This is a genomic window from uncultured Pseudomonas sp. (assembly GCF_913777995.1).
Taxonomy (GTDB): Bacteria; Pseudomonadota; Gammaproteobacteria; order Pseudomonadales; family Pseudomonadaceae; genus Aquipseudomonas.
The window spans coordinates 1-23,774 of record NZ_CAJYVE010000050.1 but is presented as its reverse complement, the minus strand read 5'-3'; the positions used below and the strand labels follow the sequence as shown (position 1 = coordinate 23,774).

The window sequence follows — 23,774 nt, the reverse complement described above, 5'->3', positions numbered from 1 at the left end:
GTGGTGGTGTTGGGCGAATGGCAGATCAAAAGAACCCCAATGGGTTGACGTCGTAGCTGATCAGCAGGTTCTTGGTCTGCTGGTAGTGGTCGAGCATCATCTTGTGGGTTTCACGCCCGACCCCGGACTTCTTATAGCCGCCAAAGGCAGCATGCGCCGGGTACAGGTGGTAGCAGTTGGTCCACACGCGGCCGGCCTTGATGCCCCGGCCCATGCGGTATGCGCGGTTGATGTCGCGGGTCCACACGCCGGCGCCCAGGCCGAACTCGGTGTCGTTGGCAATCGCCAGGGCTTCGGCCTCGTCCTTGAAGGTGGTCACGCCGACCACCGGGCCGAAGATTTCCTCCTGGAACACGCGCATCTTGTTGTGGCCCTTGAGCAGCGTCGGCTGGATGTAATAGCCGCTGGCGAGGTCGCCCTGCAGCGCCTCGACCTTGCCGCCGGTGAGCAATTCGGCGCCTTCCTGCTGGGCGATGTCCAGATAGGACAGGATTTTGTCGTACTGCTGCTGCGAAGCCTGGGCGCCGACCATGGTGTCGGTGTCCAGCGGGTTGCCGCGCTTGATGGCGCGGATTTTCTTCATCACCTCGACCATGAACGGTTCGAAGATCGACTCCTGCACCAGCGCCCGCGAGGGGCAGGTGCACACCTCGCCCTGGTTGAAGAACGCCAGCACCAGGCCTTCGGCGGCCTTTTCGATGAACGCCGGTTCGGCGTTCATGATGTCTTCGAAGAAGATGTTCGGGCTCTTGCCGCCCAGCTCCACGGTGCTCGGAATGATGTTCTCGGCGGCGCACTTCATGATGTGCGAACCCACTGGGGTGGAGCCGGTGAAAGCGATCTTGGCGATGCGCGTGCTGGTGGCCAGCGCTTCGCCGGCCTCGCGGCCATAGCCTTGGACGATGTTCAGCACGCCAGGGGGCAGCAGGTCGCCGATCAGCTCGACGAACAGGCTGATCGACAGCGGGGTCTGCTCGGCAGGCTTGAGCACGATGGCGTTGCCGGCGGCCAGCGCCGGGGCGAGTTTCCAGGCCGCCATCAGCAGCGGGAAGTTCCACGGGATGATCTGCCCGACCACGCCCAGCGGCTCGTGGAAATGGTAGGCGGCGGTGTGCTCGTCGATTTCCGCGCTGCTGCCTTCCTGGGCGCGGATGCAGCCGGCGAAGTAGCGGAAGTGGTCGGCGGCCAGCGGCACGTCGGCGTTCAGGGTCTCGCGCACGGCCTTGCCGTTGTCCCAGGTCTCGGCCACTGCCAGTTCCTCAAGGTTGGCTTCGATGCGGTCGGCGATCTTCAACAGGATGCGCGAGCGCTCCTGCACCGAGGTCTTGCCCCAGGCTTCGGCGGCGGCATGCGCGGCATCCAGGGCCTTGTCGATGTCGGCACGGTCGGAGCGGGGGAATTCACCGATCAGCGAGCCATCCACCGGGCTGGTGTTGACGAAATACTGGCCGGCCACGGGGGCGACGAATTCACCGCCAATGTAGTTGGCGTAGCGGGTCTTGAGGGTCAGAACGGCGCCAGGTGTACCGGGTTTGGCATAGATCATGGGAATTCTCTCCGAGCGGTTTCTTGTTGTTGTTCCAACGGGTGAATGACAGCCTGGCCTGAACTATGAGCGGCTTTCATGCGCTCGACTTGACCGCACCGCGCAGTGGCTGTCGTCTGCGGTCAAGTTTCAGCGCAGGGCACGCCGGGTGTCGCACAAGGTCAAGAACACTGCCCGAGTGGGGTGCAGGTGTTTCCATATGACCCGTTTTGGGGCGTTTTCGGACGTCCAGTATGGATGGGCAGCAGCGCGGGCTCCGGTCCAGAGGCGCTGGGGCTGACGGGCGTGTTTCTTGCTTTCTGAAATAAATTGTTTCGAAGGAGGCCACGATGAGATCGCTTCTCACCCAGCCCGACGGCCCAGGAGGGCTGCACTTGATGGGCGGCGCCCAGGGCAACGCCGGTGTGCTGGCGGCAGCGGCCAGCGGCCTGTGCAGCTTCATCGAAAAGCACGGCGGCGACCCGGACCGCATCCTCGGCATGTCGGGCATCGACCCGGAGGCGCTCGGCCACCCCACCCTCAGCCTGGCCCTGCCCAATTACTGCCAGGTGCTGGAAGAGGCGTCGCGCCAGTCGGGTTGTGACAACTTCGGCCTGTACTATGGCCAGCAGTTCAAGCCGCAGGCGCTGGGCCTGCTGGGCTACATCGGGCTGTGTTCGGCGACCGTGGAGCAGGCGCTGATCAACTTCGCCCGGGCCTTTCCGCTGCACCAGCGCAACAGCCTGATCCGCCTGGTCGACGACGGCGAGTGCTACCGCTTCGACTACCAGGTACGGCACGGGGCAATTCTGTGCCGACGCCAGGATGCCGAGCTGACCCTGGGCATGGCGCTGAACCTGGTGCGCCATGGCCTGGGCAGCCAGTGGGCGCCGCGTGCGGTGCATTTCGAGCACCCGCGGCCGGAGCACTGGCATGAGCACTGCAAAGTCTTCGACGCGCCGGTGTATTTCGAGCAGCCGTTCAATTCGCTGCTGATTCCCAAGCGTGGCCTGCAACGCGCCATGCCCCAGGGCGACCCGGTGTTGCTGCTGGTGATGCAGGACTCGCTGAGCCAGCTGAGCCGCCTCAGTGGTCGTGGCGAGCTGCCGATCACCGATGACGTGCGCGAGCGGGTACGCCAGCAGTTGCTGATCGGCGAGCCGGTGCTGGAGGACGTTGCGGCGCAAATGGGCATGACCAGTTGGTCGTTGCAGCGGCGCCTGCGCGAGCAGAACCTGAGCTTTTCCATGGTGGTGGACCAGTTGCGCCGCGAGCTGGCCACCCATTACCTGCGCCAGCACCAGTTGCCGATTTCCGATCTGGCGCCATTGCTGGGCTACTCGGAAACCAGCGCCTTCTCCCGCGCCTTCCGCCGCTGGTTCGGCGTCAGCCCCCGGCAATGGCGGCGCGAGGGCTGATTGCGGGCTTCCAAGGACCGGCGTTGGCCGCCATACAGTTCGATTAAGCGCTTTGTGGCTTTGTGGTTTTGTGGCTTTGTGGGAGCGAGCTTGCTCGCGATAGCTGCGCCACGTTCACAGCAGATGCATTGGGTTTGCTGGCCTGTTCGCGAGCAAGCTCGCTCCCACAAAAGCCCAAGAGCTCTTAACTGACCCGTATTGGCTTTGGCCGGGATTTCCTTTCGTGGCGTAAGCCAGCCCTTCTGGTGCAGGTCTACACCCGAGTTTCCAAAAGCTGCTTCGGGAACTCGCCTGCCTTGCCGGCATTTCGACCGTTCATCGCCAGTCGACAGCCGGTTGTCCTGGCTTCATTTCTCAATCGCCAATCAATCGCAGATGCTTGCCTTGCCCGTGGTGACGGGCTTTGCCGAACCGTTTCAGGTCGTTTCGGTCTGAAGCGCACGATGCTTCACAAGGCTTACCAATCGAACCTTTCGATATTTCAAAGCAATTTTTTGTGCTTTTTTTCGATAGGTAAACCGCTAGTCTGATCACACGTCTTACAGGGTATATGGCGATGCAGCTACGTAATTCAGCTTCTCGGTACGGTCTGGTCAGCAGAGTGCTGCACTGGGGTGTGGCGCTCACGGTCTTTGGCCTGTTCGGCCTGGGGCTGTGGATGGTGGGGCTGGATTACTACGACAGCTGGCGCAAGGCCGGGCCCGATCTGCACAAGAGCATCGGCCTGGTGCTGTTCGCCGCGATGCTGGTGCGGGTCATCTGGCGCTTCGTCAGCCCGCCACCACCGCCGCTGGCCAGCTACAGTCAGTTGACCCGTATCGGTGCGGCCTTCGGCCACCTGTTTCTGTATGTCGGGCTGTTCGCGGTCATGACCGCCGGTTACCTGATCTCCACCGCCGATGGCGTGGGCATCCCGGTATTCGGTCTGTTCGAGGTTCCGGCGCTGGTCAGTGGCTTGCCGCAGCAGGCGGAGCTGGCCGGGCAGATCCACCTCTATCTGGCCTGGGCCATCGTGATCTTCGCGGTGCTCCATGGTCTGGCTGCTCTGAAACACCATTTCATCGATCGTGACGTGACCCTCAAGCGCATGCTGGGTCGTAATTGATAGCTCAACCAAAAAGGGAATAAAGCATGTTGAAGAAGTCTCTCGCCGCTCTGGCCCTGGGTACTGCACTGTTCACCGCTGGCCAGGCCATGGCTGCCGACTACGTGATCGACAAGGAAGGCCAGCACGCCTTCATCGACTTCAAGATCAGCCACCTGGGCTACAGCTTCATCCACGGTACTTTCAAGGACTGGAACGGTGAGTTCAGCTTCGATGCTGCCAAGCCGGAAGCGAGCAAGATCTCGGTCGACCTGAAGACCGCCAGCCTGTTCACCAACCACGCCGAGCGTGACAAGCACATCATGAGCAAGGACTTCCTGGACGCTTCCAAGTATCCGGATGCCAAGTTCGTGTCCACCAGCGTGAAGTCCACCGGCGAGAAAACCGCCGACGTGACCGGCGACCTGACCCTGCACGGCGTCACCAAGCCGGTGGTCATCAAGGCCACCTTCAACGGCGAAGGCAAGGACCCATGGGGCGGCTACCGTGCCGGCTTCAACGGCACCACCACCCTCAACCTGAACGACTTCGGCATCAAAGGCCCAGGCCCGACTTCCCAGACCCTGGACCTGGACATCAGCTTCGAAGGCGTCCAGAAGAAGTAAGCGTTGCAGATACAAAAACGCCGACCCTAGTGGTCGGCGTTTTCGTTTCAGGCCTCCTGGCCGTCGCGGTTGCGGGTCAGCAGGGCGGGTTTTTCACCCCGGGGCCGGCTGGGCAACTGATCGAGCATTTCCGCAGACGGGAAGCGATCGATCTTCGACTCCTTGTGCATGATCTTCGGCTGCGGCGGTGTCTGACGCTCAGGCGCACGCACCGCAGGCTCTTCACGCATGGCGCGGCGGTCACCCCGTGGCTGACCGTTGCGGCCTGCAGCACCGGAACGTGCGGCACCGTTGCTGCTGCGCTTGCCCTGCTGGCCCTGGCCAGCGTTGGCGTTGCGCGGGGCGCCGCCATTGCTGCGTGGCTGACCCTGGCCTTGTGGGCGGGCGCCGCCATTGCCAGCAGCACCCTGGCCACCGTTGCGACGGCCACGCTGGCCTTGCTTGTTCTGGTAGGGGCTGACGTAGTCGGCGCGGTTGCCGAAGTTGTCGATATCGTCGTCCAGGAACTCTTCCGGATCACGGTCGGCTGGCGGGCGTGGAATGCTGGCGCGGGCTTGCTGTGGCTGCGGCTCGCGACCGGTGCCCTCGCGGGGCTTCTTCTCGCGTTGCTTGCGCGCCGGACGCTCGGCGACGGCCTGCATGTCCTTCTCCTTGGGCTTGTCTTTGGCCTGGCCCTTGTCCTTGCCCTTGTCGCGGCGGCCACCGCTGCCTTTCTCGGCCTTTTCGCCGCCTTCGCCACGGGCGTTGCGCGGGTTGCGCGGCTGGCGTGGTTCACGCACTTCCGGCTTCTCGGCTTCTACGGCGTTGATGTCGAAGCCCTGCAGGTCCCCGTCGGGGATCTTCTGCTTGGTCATGCGCTCGATGCTCTTGAGCAGCTTCTCTTCGTCGGGGGCGACCAGCGAGATCGCCTCGCCCGTGCGGCCGGCACGGCCGGTACGGCCGATGCGGTGCACGTAGTCTTCATCGACGTTGGGCAGCTCGAAGTTGACCACGTGGGGCAACTGGTCGATGTCCAGGCCGCGGGCGGCGATGTCGGTGGCGACCATGATGCGCACGTCGCCGGCCTTGAAATCGGCCAGGGCCTTGGTGCGGGCGTTCTGGCTCTTGTTGCCGTGGATCGGCACGGCGCTCAGGCCCTGCTTGGTGAGGTATTCGGCCAGGCGGTTGGCGCCGTGCTTGGTGCGGGTGAACACCAGCACCTGTTCCCAGGCACCCTGGGTGATCAGGTGTGCCAGCAGGGCGCGCTTGTGGCTGGCGGGCAGGCGGAACACGCGCTGCTCGATACGCTCGACCGTGGTGTTCGGCGGGGTGACCTCGATACGCTCCGGGTCATGCAGCAGCTTGCCGGCCAGGGCGACGATGTCGTTGGAAAAGGTCGCCGAGAACAGCAGGTTCTGGCGCTTGGCCGGCAGGCGGGCGAGGACCTTCTTGACGTCATGCACGAAGCCCATGTCGAGCATACGGTCGGCTTCGTCCAGCACCAGGATCTCGACGTGAGAAAGATCGACGCTGCCTTGGCCGGCGAGGTCCAGCAGGCGGCCGGGGCAGGCCACCAGCACGTCCACGCCCTTGGCCAGCGCCTGGACCTGCGGGTTCATGCCCACGCCGCCGAAGATGCAGGCGCTGACGAACTTCAGGTCACGGGCGTACAGCTTGAAGCTGTCATGCACCTGGGCCGCCAGTTCGCGGGTCGGGGTCAGGACCAGTACGCGCGGCTGGCGCGGGCCATGACGCTGGGATTTGTCCGGATGACCGTTGGGGAACAGCCGCTCCAGGATCGGGAGGGCGAAACCACCGGTCTTACCAGTACCTGTCTGGGCGGCGACCATCAGGTCGCGGCCTTGCAACACGGCGGGAATGGCCCGCTGTTGCACGGGAGTAGGCTGGGTATAGCCCGCCGCCTCGACGGCGCGGACTAGAGCCTCGGAGAGACCGAGGGAGGCAAAGGACATGGGAAATCCTGTTCTGGTTGGAGCTTGTGCTCAGAAATGATCGTGCCTGGCGGAATGGCGTTCGTGCTGCCAGAACCGGCGCGCTCAGGGGCGGGCGAGGTTCGGGTGCATGGTCGGGACGCGATCCCGTCCGGTGCTGCGGGGTCGGAAATCCATCTCGTGAGTGCATCGGCGCGATCGAGATGCCTTTTGCAAGACCCAGCGTCCGGGCGTAAGCCTGGCGGGAAGGCCGGAGTGTATCAGAACCCAGGTTCCGTACTGCTTGTCCGGCTGCCTGACGGTTTTATCAGGACTGTTGCTGCGAAGCAATGCCTTGGAGCCACCAGAGGCCGTCGACGTTCCGAACGGTCATGCCGGAACCTCGACGGGCGCACATTTTCAGCGCGGCAGCTTCAGGTTGTTCCAGATCGCCAGGCTAGGTTCTGCCTGATTCAAGGTGTAGAAGTGCAGGCCCGGCGCGCCGCCCTGCAGCAGGCGTTCGCTCATCTCGGTGACCACCTGCTCGCCAAACGCCTGGATGCTCGCGGTGTCATCGCTGTAGGCCTCCAGCTGCTTGCGGATCCAGCGCGGAATTTCCGCGCCACAGGCGTCTGAGAAGCGCGCCAGCTTGCTGTAGTTGGTGATCGGCATGATGCCCGGCACGATCGGGATGTCTACGCCCTGCTTCTGCACCCGTTCCAGGAAGTAGAAGTAGCAGTCGGCGCTGAAGAAGTACTGGGTGATCGCGCTGTCGGCACCGGCCTTGACCTTGTGCACGAAATGCTTGATGTCGTCCTCGAAGTTGCGCGCCTGCGGGTGCATCTCCGGGTAGGCCGCCACTTCGATGTGGAAGTGCGCGCCGGTTTCTTCACGGATGAAGCTCACCAGGTCGCTGGCGTGGCGCAGCTCGCCGCTGGCCATGCCCATGCCCGAAGGCAGGTCGCCGCGCAGGGCGACGATGCGCTTGACCCCGGCGTTCTTGTACTGGGCCAGCAGCTCGCGCAGCTCGGCCTTGGTGTCGCCGACGCACGACAGGTGCGGAGCGGCAGGGATATTGACCTCGCGTTCCAGCTGCAACACGGTGTTGAGCGTACGGTCACGGGTCGAACCTCCGGCACCGTAGGTGCAGGAGAAGAAATCGGGTTTGAAGGCTGCCAGCTGGTGGGCAACGTTCAACAGCTTTTCATGGCCGGCTTCGGTCTTGGTGGGGAAGAACTCGAAGCTGTAGCGGCGTTCCTGGCTCATCGGAGGACTCCAGCTGCAAGCTTCAAGCTTCAAGCTTCAAGAGGGCGGTGCGCCGGTTCTTGGGGCCTGAGGCTCAAGGCGTGTGGCTGTTATGGGTTCTGTAAGAAAAGTGCCTGAGCTCGACGACTTTCATACAAAACCAGGGCTTCAAGAAGGCGGTGAGCAAGCCCAGGCTGCAAGCAACGGCCCTATAGGCTTTTGCTTGCAGCTTGCGGCTTGCCCCTTGCAACTGCTCTTAGTAGCGGTAGGTGTCCGGCTTGAACGGACCTTCGACGGTCACGCCGATGTAGTCGGCCTGGGTCTTGGTCAGTTTGGTCACCACGCCGCCGAAGCCGCGGACCATTTCCAGGGCCACTTCTTCGTCGAGTTTCTTCGGCAGTACTTCAACGGTCAGGCGCTTGGCTTTCTGCTCAGGCGACAGGTCGGCGAACTTCTGCTCGAACAGGAAGATCTGCGCCAGCACCTGGTTGGCGAACGAACCGTCCATGATGCGGCTTGGGTGGCCGGTGGCGTTGCCCAGGTTCACCAGGCGACCTTCGGCCAGCAGGATCAGGTAGTCGTCGTTCTGTGCGTCGAACGCGCCAGCGCCGGTACGGTGGATCTTGTGGACCTGCGGCTTGACCTCTTCCCATGCCCAGTTCTTGCGCATGAAGGCGGTGTCGATTTCGTTGTCGAAGTGGCCGATGTTGCACACCACGGCGCGCTTTTTCAGGGCCTTGAGCATGTTGGCGTCGCAGACGTTGACGTTGCCGGTGGTGGTCACGATCAGGTCGATCTTGCCCAGCAGCGCTTTGTCGACGCTGGCTTCGGTGCCGTCGTTCTCACCGTTGAGGTACGGCGAAACCACTTCGAAACCGTCCATGCAGGCTTGCATGGCGCAGATCGGGTCGACTTCGGTGACCTTGACGATCATGCCTTCCTGACGCAGGGACTGGGCCGAACCCTTGCCCACGTCGCCGTAGCCGATCACCAGGGCCTGCTTGCCCGACAGCAGGTGGTCGGTGCCGCGCTTGATGGCGTCGTTCAGGCTGTGACGGCAGCCGTACTTGTTGTCGTTCTTGCTCTTGGTGACCGAGTCGTTGACGTTGATGGCCGGGATCTTCAGTTCACCCTTGGCCAGCATGTCGTGCAGGCGGTGTACGCCGGTGGTGGTTTCTTCGGTCACGCCGTGGATGCGCTCGAGCATCTGCGGGTATTTCTTGTGCAGGATCTCGGTCAGGTCGCCACCGTCGTCGAGGATCATGTTGGCGTCCCATGGCTGGCCATCCTTGAGGATGGTCTGCTCGATGCACCACACGTACTCTTCTTCGGTCTCGCCTTTCCAGGCGAACACAGGAATGCCGGCGGCGGCGATGGCGGCAGCAGCCTGGTCCTGGGTGGAGAAGATGTTGCACGACGACCAGCGCACTTCGGCGCCCAGGGCCACCAGGGTCTCGATGAGCACGGCGGTCTGGATGGTCATGTGGATGCAGCCGATGATCTTGGCGCCCTTGAGCGGTTGCTCACCGGCGTACTTGCGGCGCAGACCCATCAGGGCCGGCATTTCCGATTCGGCGATGATGACTTCGCGGCGGCCCCAGGCGGCCAGGGAAAAGTCGGCAACCTTGTAGTCGTTGAAATCTGCGGGCGTGCTTGCAGCGCTCATTGAAGAGTCTCCATTCGATATAGATGAATGGGCGCCGTTGTGCGTTTAAGGCTCGCCGCGCAAGGCTGGCGAACAACGCCCCAACCGAGCCTGACAGGGGTAATACCTGCTGCAGCGCCCCTCGGGTGGGTGGCGGGAACGGTATCAAGAGGTGATGACCGTTTGAAAACGGGTGGCAGTATAGCCTCGCTGGCGAGCCAGCCCAAGGTTTTCTATCGGATGGCCAGCGGGTCTGCCATCATGCTCCGTATCCATTGGCCGTCGTGCAGGAGCAACCATGAACTTCCATACCCGCAAATGGGTAAAACCCGAAGACCTCAACCCCAACGGCACCCTGTTCGGTGGCAGCCTGCTGCGCTGGATCGACGAAGAGGCGGCGATCTACGCCATCGTCCAGCTGGGCAACCAGCGCGTGGTGACCAAGTACATTTCGGAAATCAACTTCGTCAGCGCCTCGCGCCAGGGCGACATCATCGAGCTGGGCATCACCGCCACCGAGTTCGGTCGCACGTCCATCACCCTGCGCTGCCAAGTGCGCAACAAGATCACCCGCAAGAGCATTCTCACCGTAGAGAAGATGGTCTTCGTCAACCTCGGTGACGACGGCCAGCCGGCGCCACACGGGCGTACCGAGATTCGCTACATCAAGGACCAGTTCGACGAGCCGGACGACGAGTAAGCCCTTCGGGCGGCGGAGCCGGTCATTCCGGTTTCAGCCGCCATGCAGTTCGACCCGTGGGAGCGAGCTTGCTCGCGAAGGCGGCGTCACGTTCACAGCAAACTCAGAGACTTTGCCAGCTTTTCGCGAGCAAGCTCGCTCCCACCAAAACCGCAAAGCGCTTAACCGAGCCGAATCGGCTTCAGCCGGGGCAGGGGCCGTTCAGGTGCCGAAGCGACCCTCAGGCCTTGAGGCGGCGCAGCCACTCCAGGCCTTCGCTGGTGTCGCCCTTGGGGCGGTATTCGCAGCCGATCCAGCCGGTGTAGCCCAGTTCGTCGATCACCTCGAACAGGTGGGCGTAGTTCAGCTCGCCCAGGTCCGGTTCGTGGCGGTCCGGCACACCGGCGATCTGGATGTGGCCGATACCGGCGAAATCACGACGCAGCTTCACGGTCAGGTCGCCTTCGACGATCTGGCAGTGGTAGCAATCGAACTGCACCTTGAGATTGTCGGCGCCCACCTGGCGGACGATGGCTTGAGCCTGGTCCTGGCGGTTGAGGAAAAAGCCCGGCATGTCACGGGTGTTGATCGGCTCGATCAGCACCGTCACCCCCGCGCCGCGCGCCTGGTCGGCGGCGTAGGCGAGGTTTTCCAGGTACACCGCCTGGTGCTTGTCGCGCAGTGCTTCATCGGGCAGCAGGCCGGCCATCACGTGGATACGGTCGTTGCCCAGCACCTGGGCGTACTCCAGCGCCTTGGCCACACCGGCACGGAACTCCGCCTCGCGACCCGGCAGGCTGGCGATGCCGCGCTCGCCGGCTGCCCAGTCCCCTGGCGGGGCATTGAACAGCGCCTGCACCAGACCGTTGTCGCTCAGGCGCTGTTTCAGCTCCTGGGCGCTGTAGTCGTAGGGAAACAGGTACTCCACCGCCGCAAAGCCGTCGGCGGCGGCCGCGGCGAAGCGGTCCAGGAAGTCATGCTGCGGGTACAGCATGCTGAGGTTGGCGGCGAAACGAGGCATGGAGGCTCTCTCTTTTCAGATCAGCGGAAGGTGAGCGGGGCGAGCGCCGCAGCGCTCGCCGTGTCTCATACGAATGGCCACAGGACCAGGGTCATGACGAAGCCCAGGGTACCCAGGATAGTCACCAGCACGGTCCAGGTGCGCAGGCCGTCAGCGACGTTCAGGCCGGCCAGCTTGGTGAACATCCAGTAGCCGGCGTCGTTGATGTGCGACATCGCCAGGCCGCCACCGCCCATGGCCAGGCACAGCAGCGCCAGCTGGTTGGCCGACAGGTCGAGGGTGGCGATCAGCGGGCTGAGGATACCTGCCGTGGTCACCAGCGCCACGGTGGTCGAGCCCTGCACCGCACGCAGCAGCATGGTCAGGATGAAGCCCAGGGCCAGGACCGGCAGGCCGGTGTGGCGCAGCGCCTCGGAGACCACCGCGCCAATGCCGGTGTCGACCAGCACCTTGCCGAACACACCACCGGCGCCGGCGATGAGGATCACCATGGCCACGCCCGGCAGGGCCGAACCGATCACGTCGGAGACCTGCGAACGGCTCCAGCCACGGCGCGAGCCGAGCAGCCAGGCGCACAGCAGGGTGTCGATCAGCAGGGCCACCAGCGGCGCGCCCAGTACGGTCAGCACGTCACGCAGCGCGGAACCGACCGGCAGCAGGGTGGTAGCCAGGGTGCCAAGCAGAATCAGCACGATGGGCAGCAGGATCAGCGCGATGATCAGGCCGAAACCCGGGGCAGGGGCCGCCGGCAGGCTCTTGGCCAGGCTGCCGGCGTTGGCCTCGGCACCGAATTCCTTGCTCTCGGCCACTTCACGCACGGTGGAGTAGTCGTTACGCGCCCAGGCTTCCAGGTCGGCGTTGGTCACGTGCGGGCCGTAGACCTCGGCACGGATGTCGTCGGTCATCGGGTAGGTCTTGCGGGTCATGCGCCCGGCAATGAAGTAGCCGACCATGCACACCACGGCGACCAGCGGAATGCCCAGCAGCAGTACGCGACCCAGGTCGGCGCCCAGCTGGCTGGCGGCCGCCACGGCACCAGGGTGCGGCGGCAGGAAGGCATGCACCGCCAGCAGCGCGGCGCACATCGGCAGGGCGAAGATCAGCAGCGGCTTGCGTGCGGTGCGCGCCACGCCGTAGGCCAGCGGCATGAGGATGATCACGCCCACTTCGAAGAACACCGGAATACCGACCATGAAGCCGGCCACGGTCAGCGCCAGCGGCGTGCGCCGGTTGCCGAAGCGCTCGATGAGGGTCTTGGCCAGCGCCTCGGCGCCGCCGGACAACTCGATGATGCGCCCGATCATCGCGCCCAGGGCAATGATGATCGCGATGTGGCCAAGGGTCTTGCCCATGCCGCCTTCAATGGTCGCCACCAGGTCGGCGGGCTTAACCCCGGCCACCAGGGCGACGATGATGCTCACCAGCATCAGCGCCACGAAGGGCTGGAACTTGTATTTGAGGACCAGAAACAGCAGCAGTGCGATACCGGCACCGGCAATCAGCATCAACATGAATGGCGTCATTTCAATTCTCGTTTTTTATTGTTTTCCGGCAGCGCCGGGGCCGACCGGGCACCGCACAGCGGCACCCGGGCATGGGGTTGGCATTACCACTTCGCGCCAAAGACCTCGTTGAGTTCTTCCAGCGCCTGTTCCGGCAGAGGAGCGGGTTTTGGCTCGCTCATCAGCCACAGTCGGGCGGTTTCCTCGAGTTCTTCGAGGGCATAGCAGGCCTTGGCCACCGAGCTTTCCCAGATCACCGGGCCCAGGCGTTCGAGCATCACGCCACGCACGCTGTTGGCCAGTTGCGCCACGCGCTCGGCCACGATGGGCGAGCCGGGGCGCTGGTAGCCGATCAGCGGGATGTGGCCGACCTTCATCACCTGGTAGGGGGTCAGCGGCGGCAGGATGTCGTCTTCACGCCACACGCCGGCCAGGGTCAGCGCCACCAGGTGGGTGGAGTGGGTGTGCACCACGCCACCGACTTCCGGGTTGCGGTCGTACACCTGACGGTGCAGGGCCAGGGTCTTGGACGGTTTGTTGCCCGACACCCACTCGCCCGCCAAGTTGACCTTGGCGATGTCGTCCGGGTGCATGCGACCCAGGCAGGCGTCGGTGGGGGTGATCAGCCAGCCGTCGTCCAGGCGTGCGCTGATGTTGCCGGCGCTGCCCACGGTGTAGCCGCGGCCATACAGCAGCCGACCGACATCGCAGATTTCCTCGCGCAGGGCTTTTTCATTGCTCATCAGGCTTCTCCCGCCAGCTGTTTCAGGGCCTTGGCGAAGAAGTCGCGGGCACCGAAGTTGCCCGACTTCAATGCCAGGGCGAGCGGTTGTTCACCGTCGCTGACCGTCGCCGGTACGCCCGGGTCGATCTGCGCGCCGATCTTCAGCAGTTGCACGCCCAGGGCCTGGACCACGGCACCGGAGGTTTCCCCACCCGCGACCACGAAACGGCGCACGCCAGCGTCCAGCAGGCCCTTGGCGATCTGCCCCAGGGCGTCTTCGACCATGGCACCGGCACGCTCGGCGCCGAGCTTCTGCTGCACGGCCTTGACTTCGTCCGGGGTGCTGGTGGCGTAGATCAGTACGGTCTGCTCGGCATCGCGGGCGAAGGCGATGGCCTGTTCGACCACCGGCTGGCCGGCGGCCAGGGCCAGCGGGTCGATGCGCAGTGCCGGGCGACCGGCTTCCAGCCAGGCGATGACCTGGCCGTTGGTGGCTACCGAGGCACTGCCGGCCAACACCACTTCACCGCCAGGAATGTCGATGCGCTGGGCGGCGTCGATGTCGCGCAGCTTGCCGGCCTTGCGGAAGTTGCCCGGCAGGCCCAGGGCCAGGCCCGAGCCACCGGTGAGCAGCGGCAGGTCGGCGCAGGCTTCGCCCAGGGTGTAGAGGTCGGCGTCCGACACGGCATCGGCGATGGCCATGGTCACGCCTTCGGCACGCAGTTCGGCGATGCGAGCACGCACGGCGTCGGCACCCTTGGCCACGCTGTCGTAGCGCAGCAGGCCGACCTTGCCCTGGGTCTGGGCATCCAGCACGCGCAGCAGGTTGGCGTCGCCCATGGGCGTCAGCGGGTGGTTCTGCATGCCCGATTCGTTGAGCAATTGGTCTTGCACGAACAGGTGGCCACGGAAGATGGTGCGGCCATTCTCCGGGAACGCCGGGCAGGCAATGCTGAAGTCGCCGCCCAGCTTGGCCAGCAGGGCCTCGCTGACCTGGCCGATGTTGCCGGCCGGGGTGGAGTCGAAGGTCGAGCAGTACTTGAAGAAAATCTGCTCGCAGCCACGCTCGCGCAGCCACTGCATGGCGGCCAGCGATTCCTCGACGGCTTCGGCGGCCGGCGTGGTGCGCGATTTCAGGGCGATGACGATGGCATCGGCGTCGAGACCGGCGGCCACTTCGGCGCTGGGAATGCCGATGCTCTGCACGGTGCGCATGCCGCCGCGTACCAGCATGTTGGCCAGGTCGGTGGCGCCGGTGAAGTCATCGGCGATGCAGCCCAGCAGCGGGCGGGAGGTCACGCTCATGGGTTACTCCTTGGCCTTGGGCAGTTCGATGCCTGGGAAGATCTTGATGACCGCAGAGTCGTCCTCGCGACCGAAACCGGCGCTGGAGGCCTGCATGAACATCTGGTGAGCGGTGGCCGACAGCGGCAGCGGGAATTTGCTGGTGCGGGCGGTATCCAGCACCAGGCCCAGGTCCTTGACGAAGATGTCCACGGCCGACAGCGGCGTGTAGTCGGCGTTGAGGATGTGCGGCACGCGGTTCTCGAACATCCACGAGTTACCGGCGCTGTTGGTGATCACTTCGTACAGGGCATCGGCATCCACGCCTTCGCGCAGGCCCAGGGCCATGGCTTCGGCGCTGGCGGCGATGTGCACACCGGCCAGCAACTGGTTGATGATCTTGACCTTGGAGCCCAGGCCGTGGACGTCACCGAGGCGGTACACCTTGCCCGCCATGCCGGCCAGCACGGCTTCGGCCTTGGCGTAGGCGTCGGCAGGGCCGGAGGTCATCATGGTCATCTGGCCCGCGGCGGCCTTGGCGGCGCCACCGGAGATCGGCGCATCGAGGTAGGCCAGGCCCTTGTCGGCCAGGCGCTGGCCCAGCTCCACGGCGAAGGTCGGGGCAACGGTGGCGCAGCCGATCACCAGGCTGCCAGGGCGCAGGCCGGCGACGGCACCGTGGTCACCGAACAATACGGTCTCGGTCTGCTCGGCATTGACCACTACTGTGATGACCACGTCGCAGGCGGCGGCCATCTCGGCCGGCGAAGCGCAGGCCACACCGCCCTCGGCGGCGAATGCCTGCACCACCTCGTTGCGCACGTCGCAGGCATGCACCTTGAAGCCATTGCGCAGCAGGGAGCGGGCAATGCCCAGACCCATGGCGCCCAGGCCGATCACACCGACATTCGATTGAGTCATTGCAGTCATCCTCGGTCTGTGCCGTCGCGCGTCATGCTGGCTGACGGCTTGATTGTTCTGAAATGTGAAGCCGATAGTGGATCAGTGAACAAATAATGTGAAGTATTTTTTCAATTTAACAAATGTTCACATCGACGACCGGTTTCCGGGAAACAGCCTCTGCGGGGGCGAGCTGGCTCGTGAAAGGCTTTACGACGTGGTGCATCCTTTCGCGAGCAAGCGCGCTCCAACAAAGTATCCAGGCCCTGCAAAGCGCTGGCGAAGCGGACGTTCAGGTCGGCTGCCAGCGAGGCGGCAGCCGGAAATGCGGGGGAATCAGGAAACCTGGGCGGCCGCCAGCAGCAGTTCGATGCGCTGGTGGCGAATGCTGTCGGCAGCGGCGGGGGTGAGGGCGTCGTCGGTGATGAGGGTGTCGAACTGTTCCAGGGCGGCGACCTTGTACATGCCGAAGGTGCCGTATTTGGAGCTGGTGGCGATCAACACGCTGCGCGAGGCCGACTGCATGGCCGCCTGCTTGACCTCGACCTTCAGCGCCGAGGGCGTGGTGGTGCCGCGCTGCAGGTCCCAGGAACTGGTGGAGATGAACGCGATGTCGGTGGCCAGCTGGCGCAGGGTCGCCGCCGCCAGGCCGCCGACGCTGGAGATGTTGGGATGGTCGAGCAACCCGCCGGTGTGAATGACGTCCACATGGTTGGCGTCGGCCAGGGCCTGCACGATGCCGAAGTCGTTGGTGACCACGGTCATGCCCGTTAGCGCGGTGATGTGCGGGACGATCTCCAGGGTGGTGGTGCCGGCGTCCAGGTACACGGTCATGTCCGGGTGCAGCAGGCTGGCGGCCAGGCGTGCCATGGCCTGCTTCTGCGGCAGCTCGACCACCGCCTTGGACTGGTGGCTGGGCTCGCTGTGCAACTGGCTGGCGATGCGCACCCCTCCGGTGACCGAATACGCACGGCCCTGTTGTTCCAGCAGAGCGATGTCACGACGGATGGTCATGTGCGAGCAGTCGAACATTTCCATCAACTGATGGACGCTGAGCACCTGGTGCTTGCGCAGCTGGCGCAGCATCTGCTCGCGGCGTTGGTCGGGAATCATCGGGGCGCCGCCCGGGGTGGGCGGTTTCTCGGGGGTGGACATGCTTGCTCCTGCATAGCGGCAACCGGACACAGCCCTGAGTGTACGTGCAGTGCCGGGAGCTGCCGCATTTTTTTAACACAATCCGTTCATCCGGCCCCTGGCCCAGCGCGTTCGGCGCACGGCAGCGGCGGCTAGACTTGGCATTCAGGAGCATTGCATCGGCCGGCATACGGTCTTGGCCGACGCGGCATGAAGCCAGCAGGAAGGAGCGGAGGTATGACCGTCGCTTTCGTATGCGTGTGGATCGCGCTGACGCTGCCGTACCTGTGCGCGTTCATTGCCAGGATCAGCAGCGGGCGTTACCGGCTGCACCACAATCGCGACCCTCGGGCGTTTCTCGATGGCGTGCAGGGTTTGGCCCGGCGCGCCCACAACGCTCATCTCAACGGTTTCGAGACCAACCCGGCGTTCGCCTGCGGCGTGTTCGCGGCCTGGCTGGCAGCGCCGGGCCAGGCGCGAACCATCGCCCTGCTGGCTGTCGCCTTCGTGCTCAGCCGCCTGCTGTTCATCGCTTTTTACCTGGCCGACTGCGACCTGCTGCGCTCGCTGGCCTGGCTGGCAGGCTTCGGGCTGATCACCGCGCTGTTCGGCCTGGCCATCCTGCCATCAGGCTAGGCCTGTAGGACCGGCTTCAGCCGGGAATCCTTGCGCGGCTGAAGCCGCGCCTACCAGTCTCCAGCCCTCGGCTTAATGCTCGGTGGTCTGCGCGTCCGGCTGGCGGGTTACCGAGCGCACCAGTTTGCCGATGGTCAGCCCCTGCAGCAGGATCGACAGCAACACCACGATGTAGGTGATGCTCAGCAGCACGTCGCGCTCCGGACCGGCCGGCAGCGCCAGGGCCAGGGCCACCGACACACCGCCGCGCAGGCCGCCCCAGGTGAGGATGCGGATGGTGCCGCGCGGCACCTCGCGCCAGCGGCGCAGCAGCAGGATGCCTGGGGCCACGGTGATGAAGCGCGACAGCACGATGACCAGCGCCAGCAGGGCGGCGGCCGACAGGTGCTGCCAGGAGAACGGCAACAGCAGCAGCTCCATGCCGATCAGCGTGAACAGCAGCGAGTTGAGAATGTCGTCGAGCAGTTCCCAGAAACCGTCCATGTAGCGGCGGGTCATGTCGTTCATCGCCAGGTTGCGCCCCAGGTTACCGATGATCAGCCCCGCCACCACCATGGCGATAGGCGCGGAAACGTGCAGCTCCGAGGCCAGTGCCGAGCCGCCGATGACCAGCGCCAGGGTCAGCATTACCTCGATCTGGTACTGCTCGATGCTCTTGATCATCAGGTACACCACATAGCCGATCAGCCCGCCGTACAGCACGCCGCCAATGGCCTCATGGGCGAACAGGATGGCGGTGTCGGTCACGCTCGGGGTTTCACCCAGTTGGGCGATGCCCAGCAGCACGGTGAACACCACCACCGCGGTGCCGTCGTTGAACAGCGACTCACCCACGATGGTGGTCTTCAGCGGTTTGGAGGCGTTGGCGGTACGCAGCACGCCCAGCACGGCGATGGGGTCGGTGGGCGAGATCAGCGCGCCGAACAGCAGGCAGTACAGGTAACTGACGTGCCAGCCGAACATCGCGAACACCCACCAGGCCAGGCTGCCGATCGCGAAAGTGGCAATCAGCACGCCGAAGGTCGCCAGAAAACCGATGGGCCAGCGGTAGCTGCGCAGGTCCGCCAGGTTGACGTGCAGTGCGCCGGCGAACAGCAGGAACGACAGCATCCAGTTCATCAGCAGGTCGCCGAAGTCGATCTGGCCGATCAGTTCTTGCACGTGCTCTTCCAGGCCGGGAAAGCCCATCAGGCTCAGGCCTTGCAGGCCGAGCGAGAACAGCAGTGCGGTGACCATCACGCCGATGGTCGGCGGCAGGCCGATGAAGCGGTAGTTCACATAAGTGAGCAGGGTGGTGAGGCAGATGAAAGCAGCAGCAAGTTCAAGCATCCGTAGTTCCGTATTCATTCCATATCAGGGTGTGGCAAGGCATGCGCAGGGCCTGCATGGCAGGCGGCGCGCGATTCCGGTGGCGACGATTGACCACGGGAAGAGGGGGATAGTGCAGGAAACGGGAAATCTTTTGCCACATTTGCCGCCTTGAGCGGGGCCTGGCCTGTCGATAGGCCAGGCCTGCGGGTTATGCTCCGGGCTCATTGGCGCGAGGAGAGGCGGCGTGTTGGCGACAGTTCTGGTGCTGCTGGCGGCGGTGCTGCATGCCGTGTGGAACACCCTGGTGAAGTTCAGTGGCGAGCGCCTGCTGGTGATTGCCGCGATGGACGGCGTGGCGCTGCTCTGTGCGTTGCTCGCCGTGGGTTTCGTCAGCCCGCCCCCCGCAGCGGTATGGCCCTGGCTGGTGGCCTCGGCGCTGTTCGAACTCGCTTACCGCTACCTGCTGATCCAGGCCTACCGGGTCGGCGACCTGGGGCTGGTCTACCCCTTGATGCGCGGCCTGTCACCGCTGGTGGTGCTGGCGCTGACTTTGGTGTTCGGCGGCGAACAGCTCAGCGCCCAGCAGATCGCCGGCATTCTGCTGATTCCCTGCGGCATGGCCTGCCTGCTCTGGCAGGGCGGCGGCGGGGTGCGTCTGCCGTGGAACATTCTGCCGGTGGTGGCGCTGATCGGCCTGTGCATCGGCAGCTACACCTGGATCGACGGCCAGGCGTTGAAGCTCGGCGTGCCGGCGCTGGACTACCTGGTATGGCTGACCCTGATCAGCGCCTGGCCCTTTCCGCTGCTCGGCGCCTGTTACAAGCGCCAGGCCCTGCAGGGCTTCTGCCGCCAGCAATGGAAACTGGCGCTGTGCGTGGGGGTGTGCGTGCTGGCCAGCTACGCTTTGGTGCTGTGGGCCATGCAGCTGGGTTCGGTGGCGGAGGCAGCGGCGTTGCGCGAGGTGAGCGTGCTGCTGGTGGTGCTGCTCGGCATGCGCTACCTGAAAGAACCTTTTGGCGTGCCCCGGCTCTTAGCTTGTGGCCTGGTGCTGCTCGGCATGCTGGTCATGAAGCTCAAATAAGGACAGACCTATGACAGTCGCTTTCTGGTGTGTGTTGGTTGCCATCCTCCTGCCGCTGATCTGCTCGGTGATCGCCAAGATCAGCAGCGGCAAATTCCGCCCCGGCCACAACCATGACCCCCGGGCCTTCCTGGAAAAACTCCAGGGCCTGCCGCGGCGCGCCCATGCGGCGCAATTGAACAGCTTCGAAGTGCTGCCGGGCTTCGCCGCCGCGGTGATCATCGCGCACATTGCCGGCAACGCCCAACTGGTGACCATCGACGTGCTGGCGGTGCTGTTCATCACCACCCGCCTGCTGTACATCATCTTCTACCTGGCCGACCTGGCGCTGCTGCGCTCCATCGCCTTCATCGTCGGCCTGGGCCTGATCATCGGCCTGTTCGTCGCCTCCGCTTCGCCGGCAGCGGCTTGAAAACCGGGTGAGCAAAACCGCTGAAGCTCCTACCCGGTCTGACCGAACAGCCGCAATACGGGTCAGTCAGGCCGGGTAGGAGCGGCTTCAGCCGCGAAGCGAGCGCCTGTTCACAGCAGATGCAGTGAATTTCCTGGCGCTTTCGCGAGCAAGCTCGCTCCCACCAAGCCGCAAAGCGTTTAACCGAACAGTATTGCGGCTCAAGCCGCTCCCACCGGGCCACATGCCGCCTAACTGAACAGTATCGCGGCTACAGCCGACCCTTCCGGCTCGCTCATTCCTGGCTCTGCACCTTCTCCAGCTCGGCCTGCGCGTCGATCAGTTCCTTGCGCGACTCGGCGAGCTTGTCCTTGCGCTTGTTGATGCGCTCCGGGTCGCCCTTGGCCATGGCCTTGTTCAGGTCGGTCTGGCGGCGGGTCACTTCGCGCTTGGCATCCAGCACCTTCTGTTCGCGCTCCTTGAGCAGCGAGGTCTCGCTGCAATTGGCCTTGACCTCGCTCAGCGCCTTCTGCAAACCGGCCTGTTCCTGCTTGCGGCCATCGGTCTTGGCCTCCTGGATCTTGCCGTTGATCTCTTGGCTCTTGGCCACGCACTCCGGCACGGCCGGGGCGGGGGCTGCTTCGGCGGCCAGCAACACTGGCGCACCGGTTACGCAGGCCAGGGCCAGGATGAAAGAGCAGTACCGCTTCATGTGAACTCCTTGTGCAAGCCGGGCGAGGGCAACAACCCGGCATCAAAAACCCGCCACCTCCAGCGCTCGCAGCCGCGCTGCCAGCACCTGGACCTGCGGGTCGAGAAAAAATGCCTGCAACTGCGCAGCACGCCCCGGCCCTATACCGGGTTCGGCCTGCCACTGCGCCAGGCTGCGCTTACTCAGCGCCTGCCAACTGTCCGGCAGCGGCGCAGCAGCCACCGGCGGCATGCCCAGCGCCTTGAGCCAAGTGTGGAAGGGCCGCTGCCTGGCTGCCTGCAAAGTGGCGAACAGTTTAGCCGCGCTACGCTCGCCCAGGCCGGGCATCTTAACAAGCTCGCTCGTATCGAGGGTCATCCAGTCGAGCAGGTCGTTGAGCTGGCCAGCCGCCAGCAGCTTGTCCCAGGTGCCCGGCCCGACGCCGGGCAGGTCCAGCCCCTGGCGGCCCGACAACCACGCCAGCCGGGCGCGGAACTGGCTTTCACAGCCCGGCGTGGGCTGCCAGCAACTGAGTGCATGAAAGGCCTGCGGGTCGGGCACCGACACCTCCACCCGCTGCGTATTGCGCAGCACTACGCCCTCCAGGCGCGGAATGGTCAGCCCCGCCAGGCTGACCGCCACCTGGTCGCCAGGACGAATGTCCAGCGCCTGCCAGCGTTGCAACGAGCCGACACTGACCGTACGCACGCTGCGGTCGTCCAGGCGCACCGGCACCAGCTCCAGCACCGGCGTAATACGCCCGCTGCGCCCGACCTTGAAGGACACCTGGCGCACCTCGGCCAGCGCCTGGGCATAGGGATACTTCCAAGCGGCCACCCAGTACGGCGCCTTGGCCTGCCAGCGCTGCGCCGGCGGGCGCTGGCCCTGGCGCAGCACCACACCGTCGCTGGCGAAGGGCAGGGCGCTGCGATACCAGCGCTCGCGCCACTGCTGCGCCTGCTCGAAACTTGCCAGCGGCTGGCTGTAGGCCTGCGTATCGCCAAAGCCCAAGGCCGCCAGCCCCGCCAGGCGCTCGGCCATTGTCTCCGGCCCGTCGGGCCAGTCCCACACGAACAGGCCGATACGCGCCGCCTGGCTGTCGGGCAAATCGTGCCGTGCCATGGCCCCGGCCACTTGGCTGCGCGCATTCAGGCTGCCGGCGCGGGCCTGCACATGGCCCTCCAGGCGCCAGTACAGCTCGCCCTGCAGCACGGCATCGCCGGCCTGCGGCAATTGCGCGGGAATGGCTGGAATACGCCGTGCCGTGGCGGTCCAGTCCTGCCCGGCCAGGCCGTCACCGCGGCTGACGACCTGACTCAAGCGGCCCTGGCGATAGACCAGCGTCACCGCCACGCCATCGACCTTGGGTTGTATCCACAGGTCTTCCCGGCCCGCCATCCAGGCGCCCACCGCCTGTTCATCGGCCAGCTTGTCCAGCCCGGTATGCGGCACCGGGTGGGCGGTCTTGCCCCTGGCGGTCTTCAGGGGGGCGGTCGGTTCGCCCGCCGCCTCAGGAAAGCACGAGCGCAGCCGCACCAGGCGTTGGCGGGCCTGGTCGTAGAGTTCGTCGGCCACCTCCGCTATGCCCTGGCGGTGATAGCGGTCATCCCACCGCGCCACCTGCTGGCTCAGGGCGTCGATTTCTCGCCCGGCCCTGGCTGCATCCCAGGTCGGGCAGGCGGCGTACGCCGACATGCCGCTGAACAACAGGGCAGTGCCCGCCAGTAAACGCGCTACGTTCGGCATCCAAGTCTCCTTGCTGGCTGAAAGTGGCCGACAGGCTAGCCACGCCCGGCCCGGCGCGACGGGGCATCTGGATACCGGCTTTTGCAAGAGGTGAGGGGATGTGTGGCAGCGGTACAGTCAGGGGGCATATCCGCAGCTGGCTGTGTCTGGAGCGCATGCAGCAGGCATGACAGATTGCCCAAAGCCGCCACACCCAGGAGCCCTCCATGGACCTTTCCACCCTCGCTGTTTTCATCCCCGCCTGCTTCGCCCTGAACATGGCCCCCGGGCCGAACAACCTGCTCTCGGTCAGCAACGCCAGCCGCTACGGCTTCATGCGCGCCTGCTCGGGTGGCGCCGGGCGCCTGCTGGCCTTCGCCCTGATGATCGCCCTGGCCGCCGTGGGCCTGGCCGCTGTGCTGCACACCTCCGAGTGGCTGTTCCACGGCATCAAGGTGGTCGGCGCGGCCTACCTGTTCTGGCTGGCCGTGCAGCTGTGGCGCGCCAACCCGCAAGGCGAGGGCCTGGCCGCCGCCGACACCCCCGGCATCGGCCGCCTGGCGCGTCAGGAGTTTCTGGTGGCCATCGGCAACCCCAAGGCGATTTTGCTGTTCACCGCCTTTCTGCCGCAGTTCGTCGACCCCGGCCGCGACGTAACCGCGCAATTCGCCCAGCTCGGTGCGTTGTTTCTGGTGATGGAATGCGTGGCCATTGCCCTGTACGCCTGGATGGGCGTGCATGCGCGCCGCCTGTTCGCCAAACCGGCCAGTCGCCGGGTATTCAACCGCCTGTGCTCGGGCCTGCTGGCCAGCGCGGCGTCGGTGTTGCTGGTGGCGCGCCGAGCCTGACCGAAGGGGGAGGGCGAGGGGCGTTGTCTGCCTGGTCTTGTACCACCAGTCGGCGAGCCAAGGTCAGGCAAGGCGCAACGAGCGAAGCGAGTAACAGCCTTAGGCTGGCGCGCAGGGCGAGCGTCAGCGAGTCAAAACAGGCGAGGAGCATTTCGACGGGATGGCGCTTGAGGTCAATGACCAGGGATGAAGTCTCTCTGCGCTGGGATGTAGAAAGGGGGGCTCGGGGTGACCAGCAGGGTGTCGCGTTTGACCTGGCCGTCCTGGGCCTTGCTCTTGAGCGTCAGGCGGTAGATGGGCTGGTCATTGCGAACATGCGTGGCGGTGATGCGGGCGGCGAAGGGTTTGCCGCCTTTTTCCGGTTTGGTCCAGACCACGTCGCCGACTTTGAGGC

General features: G+C 64.9%; 22 protein-coding genes and 1 riboswitch. Of the genes, 8 read left to right on the top strand and 14 right to left on the bottom strand.

The genetic code is table 11. The features are described 5' to 3' along the window. Window positions 1-25 precede the first annotated feature (25 nt). Entirely contained in the window at window positions 26-1,546 is a 1,521-nt protein-coding gene (locus QZ497_RS20080; protein WP_295478622.1) for an aldehyde dehydrogenase family protein, read from the bottom strand. Between the two features lie 329 nt (window positions 1,547-1,875). Here QZ497_RS20080 and QZ497_RS20075 point away from each other — a divergent pair, with 329 nt between their 5' ends. The 3 genes from QZ497_RS20075 (at window position 1,876) to QZ497_RS20065 (ending at window position 4,653) form a co-directional block, all read left to right on the top strand. Then, complete coding sequence (locus QZ497_RS20075; RefSeq protein ID WP_295478619.1) at window positions 1,876-2,943, top strand: AraC family transcriptional regulator; 1,068 nt, start codon at window positions 1,876-1,878, stop codon at window positions 2,941-2,943. A 556-nt stretch (window positions 2,944-3,499) separates the two neighbouring features. Further along, a complete protein-coding gene (locus QZ497_RS20070) occupies window positions 3,500-4,048 on the top strand; it encodes a cytochrome b (protein WP_295478616.1) in 549 nt (182 codons plus the stop codon). Between the two features lie 26 nt (window positions 4,049-4,074). Further along, window positions 4,075-4,653: a YceI family protein gene (locus QZ497_RS20065; RefSeq protein ID WP_295478613.1), complete on the top strand. Its 579-nt coding sequence runs from the start codon at window positions 4,075-4,077 to the stop codon at window positions 4,651-4,653. A gap of 47 nt (window positions 4,654-4,700) precedes the next feature. On the opposite strand, the gene QZ497_RS20060 is transcribed toward QZ497_RS20065, so the two are convergent. The 3 genes from QZ497_RS20060 to ahcY form a co-directional block, all read right to left on the bottom strand. Next, window positions 4,701-6,605: a DEAD/DEAH box helicase gene (locus QZ497_RS20060; RefSeq protein WP_295478610.1), complete on the bottom strand. Its 1,905-nt coding sequence runs from the start codon at window positions 6,603-6,605 to the stop codon at window positions 4,701-4,703. 378 nt (window positions 6,606-6,983) lie between these two features. Continuing rightward, complete coding sequence (gene metF / locus QZ497_RS20055; RefSeq protein ID WP_295478608.1) at window positions 6,984-7,829, bottom strand: methylenetetrahydrofolate reductase [NAD(P)H]; 846 nt, start codon at window positions 7,827-7,829, stop codon at window positions 6,984-6,986. Between the two features lie 235 nt (window positions 7,830-8,064). Further along, window positions 8,065-9,474: an adenosylhomocysteinase gene (gene ahcY / locus QZ497_RS20050; protein ID WP_295478605.1), complete on the bottom strand. Its 1,410-nt coding sequence runs from the start codon at window positions 9,472-9,474 to the stop codon at window positions 8,065-8,067. 22 nt (window positions 9,475-9,496) lie between these two features. Then, window positions 9,497-9,603: riboswitch (S-adenosyl-L-homocysteine riboswitch) on the bottom strand. A gap of 148 nt (window positions 9,604-9,751) precedes the next feature. Between ahcY and QZ497_RS20045 the strand changes: the two genes are divergently transcribed. Continuing rightward, window positions 9,752-10,153 carry a hotdog domain-containing protein gene (locus tag QZ497_RS20045; protein ID WP_295478604.1) on the top strand — a complete coding sequence of 134 codons (402 nt, stop codon included), beginning with the start codon at window positions 9,752-9,754 and terminating at the stop codon, window positions 10,151-10,153. 220 nt (window positions 10,154-10,373) lie between these two features. Here QZ497_RS20045 and otnI read toward each other — a convergent pair whose 3' ends face one another. The 6 genes from otnI to QZ497_RS20015 all read right to left on the bottom strand — a co-directional run bounded on the left by otnI (window position 10,374) and on the right by QZ497_RS20015 (window position 16,718). Further along, window positions 10,374-11,153 carry a 2-oxo-tetronate isomerase gene (gene otnI / locus QZ497_RS20040; RefSeq protein WP_295478602.1) on the bottom strand — a complete coding sequence of 260 codons (780 nt, stop codon included), beginning with the start codon at window positions 11,151-11,153 and terminating at the stop codon, window positions 10,374-10,376. Window positions 11,154-11,218: 65 nt separating this feature from the next. Then, on the bottom strand, window positions 11,219-12,676 hold the full coding sequence (locus tag QZ497_RS20035; RefSeq protein WP_295478599.1) for an SLC13 family permease: 1,458 nt from the start codon (window positions 12,674-12,676) through the stop codon (window positions 11,219-11,221). A gap of 83 nt (window positions 12,677-12,759) precedes the next feature. Further along, on the bottom strand, window positions 12,760-13,398 hold the full coding sequence (locus QZ497_RS20030) for an aldolase (protein ID WP_295478596.1): 639 nt from the start codon (window positions 13,396-13,398) through the stop codon (window positions 12,760-12,762). After that, the gene (gene otnK / locus QZ497_RS20025; protein WP_295478593.1) at window positions 13,398-14,684 is read right to left on the bottom strand and encodes a 3-oxo-tetronate kinase; all 1,287 of its coding nucleotides are present in this window, start codon (window positions 14,682-14,684) and stop codon (window positions 13,398-13,400) included. Before otnK ends, QZ497_RS20030 begins: the two co-directional genes overlap by 1 nt. 3 nt (window positions 14,685-14,687) lie before the next feature. Beyond that, on the bottom strand, window positions 14,688-15,659 hold the full coding sequence (gene ltnD, locus QZ497_RS20020) for an L-threonate dehydrogenase (RefSeq protein WP_295478796.1): 972 nt from the start codon (window positions 15,657-15,659) through the stop codon (window positions 14,688-14,690). A 240-nt stretch (window positions 15,660-15,899) separates the two neighbouring features. Then, window positions 15,900-16,718 (bottom strand): DeoR/GlpR family DNA-binding transcription regulator, encoded by an 819-nt coding sequence (locus tag QZ497_RS20015; RefSeq protein WP_295478590.1) that lies wholly within the window; start codon window positions 16,716-16,718, stop codon window positions 15,900-15,902. Window positions 16,719-16,934: 216 nt separating this feature from the next. On the opposite strand from QZ497_RS20015, the gene QZ497_RS20010 reads away from it, so the two are divergent. After that, window positions 16,935-17,333: an MAPEG family protein gene (locus QZ497_RS20010; RefSeq protein ID WP_295478588.1), complete on the top strand. Its 399-nt coding sequence runs from the start codon at window positions 16,935-16,937 to the stop codon at window positions 17,331-17,333. A gap of 72 nt (window positions 17,334-17,405) precedes the next feature. On the opposite strand, the gene QZ497_RS20005 is transcribed toward QZ497_RS20010, so the two are convergent. Continuing rightward, window positions 17,406-18,662, bottom strand: a complete 1,257-nt coding sequence (locus tag QZ497_RS20005) for a sodium:proton antiporter (RefSeq protein WP_295478585.1) — start codon at window positions 18,660-18,662, stop codon at window positions 17,406-17,408. Window positions 18,663-18,888: 226 nt separating this feature from the next. On the opposite strand from QZ497_RS20005, the gene QZ497_RS20000 reads away from it, so the two are divergent. Continuing rightward, window positions 18,889-19,725 carry an EamA family transporter gene (locus QZ497_RS20000; RefSeq protein WP_295478582.1) on the top strand — a complete coding sequence of 279 codons (837 nt, stop codon included), beginning with the start codon at window positions 18,889-18,891 and terminating at the stop codon, window positions 19,723-19,725. Window positions 19,726-19,735: 10 nt separating this feature from the next. Beyond that, window positions 19,736-20,137, top strand: coding sequence for an MAPEG family protein (locus QZ497_RS19995; protein WP_295478580.1), 402 nt, complete (start codon window positions 19,736-19,738; stop codon window positions 20,135-20,137). A gap of 274 nt (window positions 20,138-20,411) precedes the next feature. Here QZ497_RS19995 and QZ497_RS19990 read toward each other — a convergent pair whose 3' ends face one another. Together QZ497_RS19990 and ligB are read right to left on the bottom strand one after the other, a co-directional pair. After that, a complete protein-coding gene (locus QZ497_RS19990; protein ID WP_295478577.1) occupies window positions 20,412-20,828 on the bottom strand; it encodes a DUF1090 domain-containing protein in 417 nt (138 codons plus the stop codon). A gap of 42 nt (window positions 20,829-20,870) precedes the next feature. Continuing rightward, on the bottom strand, window positions 20,871-22,553 hold the full coding sequence (ligB, locus tag QZ497_RS19985; protein WP_295478574.1) for an NAD-dependent DNA ligase LigB: 1,683 nt from the start codon (window positions 22,551-22,553) through the stop codon (window positions 20,871-20,873). 206 nt (window positions 22,554-22,759) lie between these two features. On the opposite strand from ligB, the gene QZ497_RS19980 reads away from it, so the two are divergent. Beyond that, a complete protein-coding gene (locus QZ497_RS19980; RefSeq protein WP_295478571.1) occupies window positions 22,760-23,380 on the top strand; it encodes a LysE family translocator in 621 nt (206 codons plus the stop codon). Between the two features lie 173 nt (window positions 23,381-23,553). On the opposite strand, the gene QZ497_RS19975 is transcribed toward QZ497_RS19980, so the two are convergent. After that, on the bottom strand, window positions 23,554-23,774 hold a 221-nt coding region (locus tag QZ497_RS19975), incomplete at its 5' end, for a hypothetical protein (protein WP_295478568.1).

Excerpts from the sequence above, each read along its gene's own strand:
- QZ497_RS20080 (WP_295478622.1), bottom strand. The coding sequence starts at position 1,546 with ATGATCTATGCCAAACCCGGTACACCTGGCGCCGTTCTGACCCTCAAG.
- QZ497_RS20075 (WP_295478619.1), top strand. The coding sequence starts at position 1,876 with ATGAGATCGCTTCTCACCCAGCCCGACGGCCCAGGAGGGCTGCACTTG.
- QZ497_RS20070 (WP_295478616.1), top strand. The coding sequence starts at position 3,500 with ATGCAGCTACGTAATTCAGCTTCTCGGTACGGTCTGGTCAGCAGAGTG.
- QZ497_RS20065 (WP_295478613.1), top strand. The coding sequence starts at position 4,075 with ATGTTGAAGAAGTCTCTCGCCGCTCTGGCCCTGGGTACTGCACTGTTC.
- QZ497_RS20060 (WP_295478610.1), bottom strand. The coding sequence starts at position 6,605 with ATGTCCTTTGCCTCCCTCGGTCTCTCCGAGGCTCTAGTCCGCGCCGTC.
- metF (WP_295478608.1), bottom strand. The coding sequence starts at position 7,829 with ATGAGCCAGGAACGCCGCTACAGCTTCGAGTTCTTCCCCACCAAGACC.
- ahcY (WP_295478605.1), bottom strand. The coding sequence starts at position 9,474 with ATGAGCGCTGCAAGCACGCCCGCAGATTTCAACGACTACAAGGTTGCC.
- QZ497_RS20045 (WP_295478604.1), top strand. The coding sequence starts at position 9,752 with ATGAACTTCCATACCCGCAAATGGGTAAAACCCGAAGACCTCAACCCC.
- otnI (WP_295478602.1), bottom strand. The coding sequence starts at position 11,153 with ATGCCTCGTTTCGCCGCCAACCTCAGCATGCTGTACCCGCAGCATGAC.
- QZ497_RS20035 (WP_295478599.1), bottom strand. The coding sequence starts at position 12,676 with ATGACGCCATTCATGTTGATGCTGATTGCCGGTGCCGGTATCGCACTG.
- QZ497_RS20030 (WP_295478596.1), bottom strand. The coding sequence starts at position 13,398 with ATGAGCAATGAAAAAGCCCTGCGCGAGGAAATCTGCGATGTCGGTCGG.
- otnK (WP_295478593.1), bottom strand. The coding sequence starts at position 14,684 with ATGAGCGTGACCTCCCGCCCGCTGCTGGGCTGCATCGCCGATGACTTC.
- QZ497_RS20015 (WP_295478590.1), bottom strand. The coding sequence starts at position 16,718 with ATGTCCACCCCCGAGAAACCGCCCACCCCGGGCGGCGCCCCGATGATT.
- QZ497_RS20010 (WP_295478588.1), top strand. The coding sequence starts at position 16,935 with ATGACCGTCGCTTTCGTATGCGTGTGGATCGCGCTGACGCTGCCGTAC.
- QZ497_RS20005 (WP_295478585.1), bottom strand. The coding sequence starts at position 18,662 with ATGCTTGAACTTGCTGCTGCTTTCATCTGCCTCACCACCCTGCTCACT.
- QZ497_RS19995 (WP_295478580.1), top strand. The coding sequence starts at position 19,736 with ATGACAGTCGCTTTCTGGTGTGTGTTGGTTGCCATCCTCCTGCCGCTG.
- QZ497_RS19990 (WP_295478577.1), bottom strand. The coding sequence starts at position 20,828 with ATGAAGCGGTACTGCTCTTTCATCCTGGCCCTGGCCTGCGTAACCGGT.
- ligB (WP_295478574.1), bottom strand. The coding sequence starts at position 22,553 with ATGCCGAACGTAGCGCGTTTACTGGCGGGCACTGCCCTGTTGTTCAGC.
- QZ497_RS19980 (WP_295478571.1), top strand. The coding sequence starts at position 22,760 with ATGGACCTTTCCACCCTCGCTGTTTTCATCCCCGCCTGCTTCGCCCTG.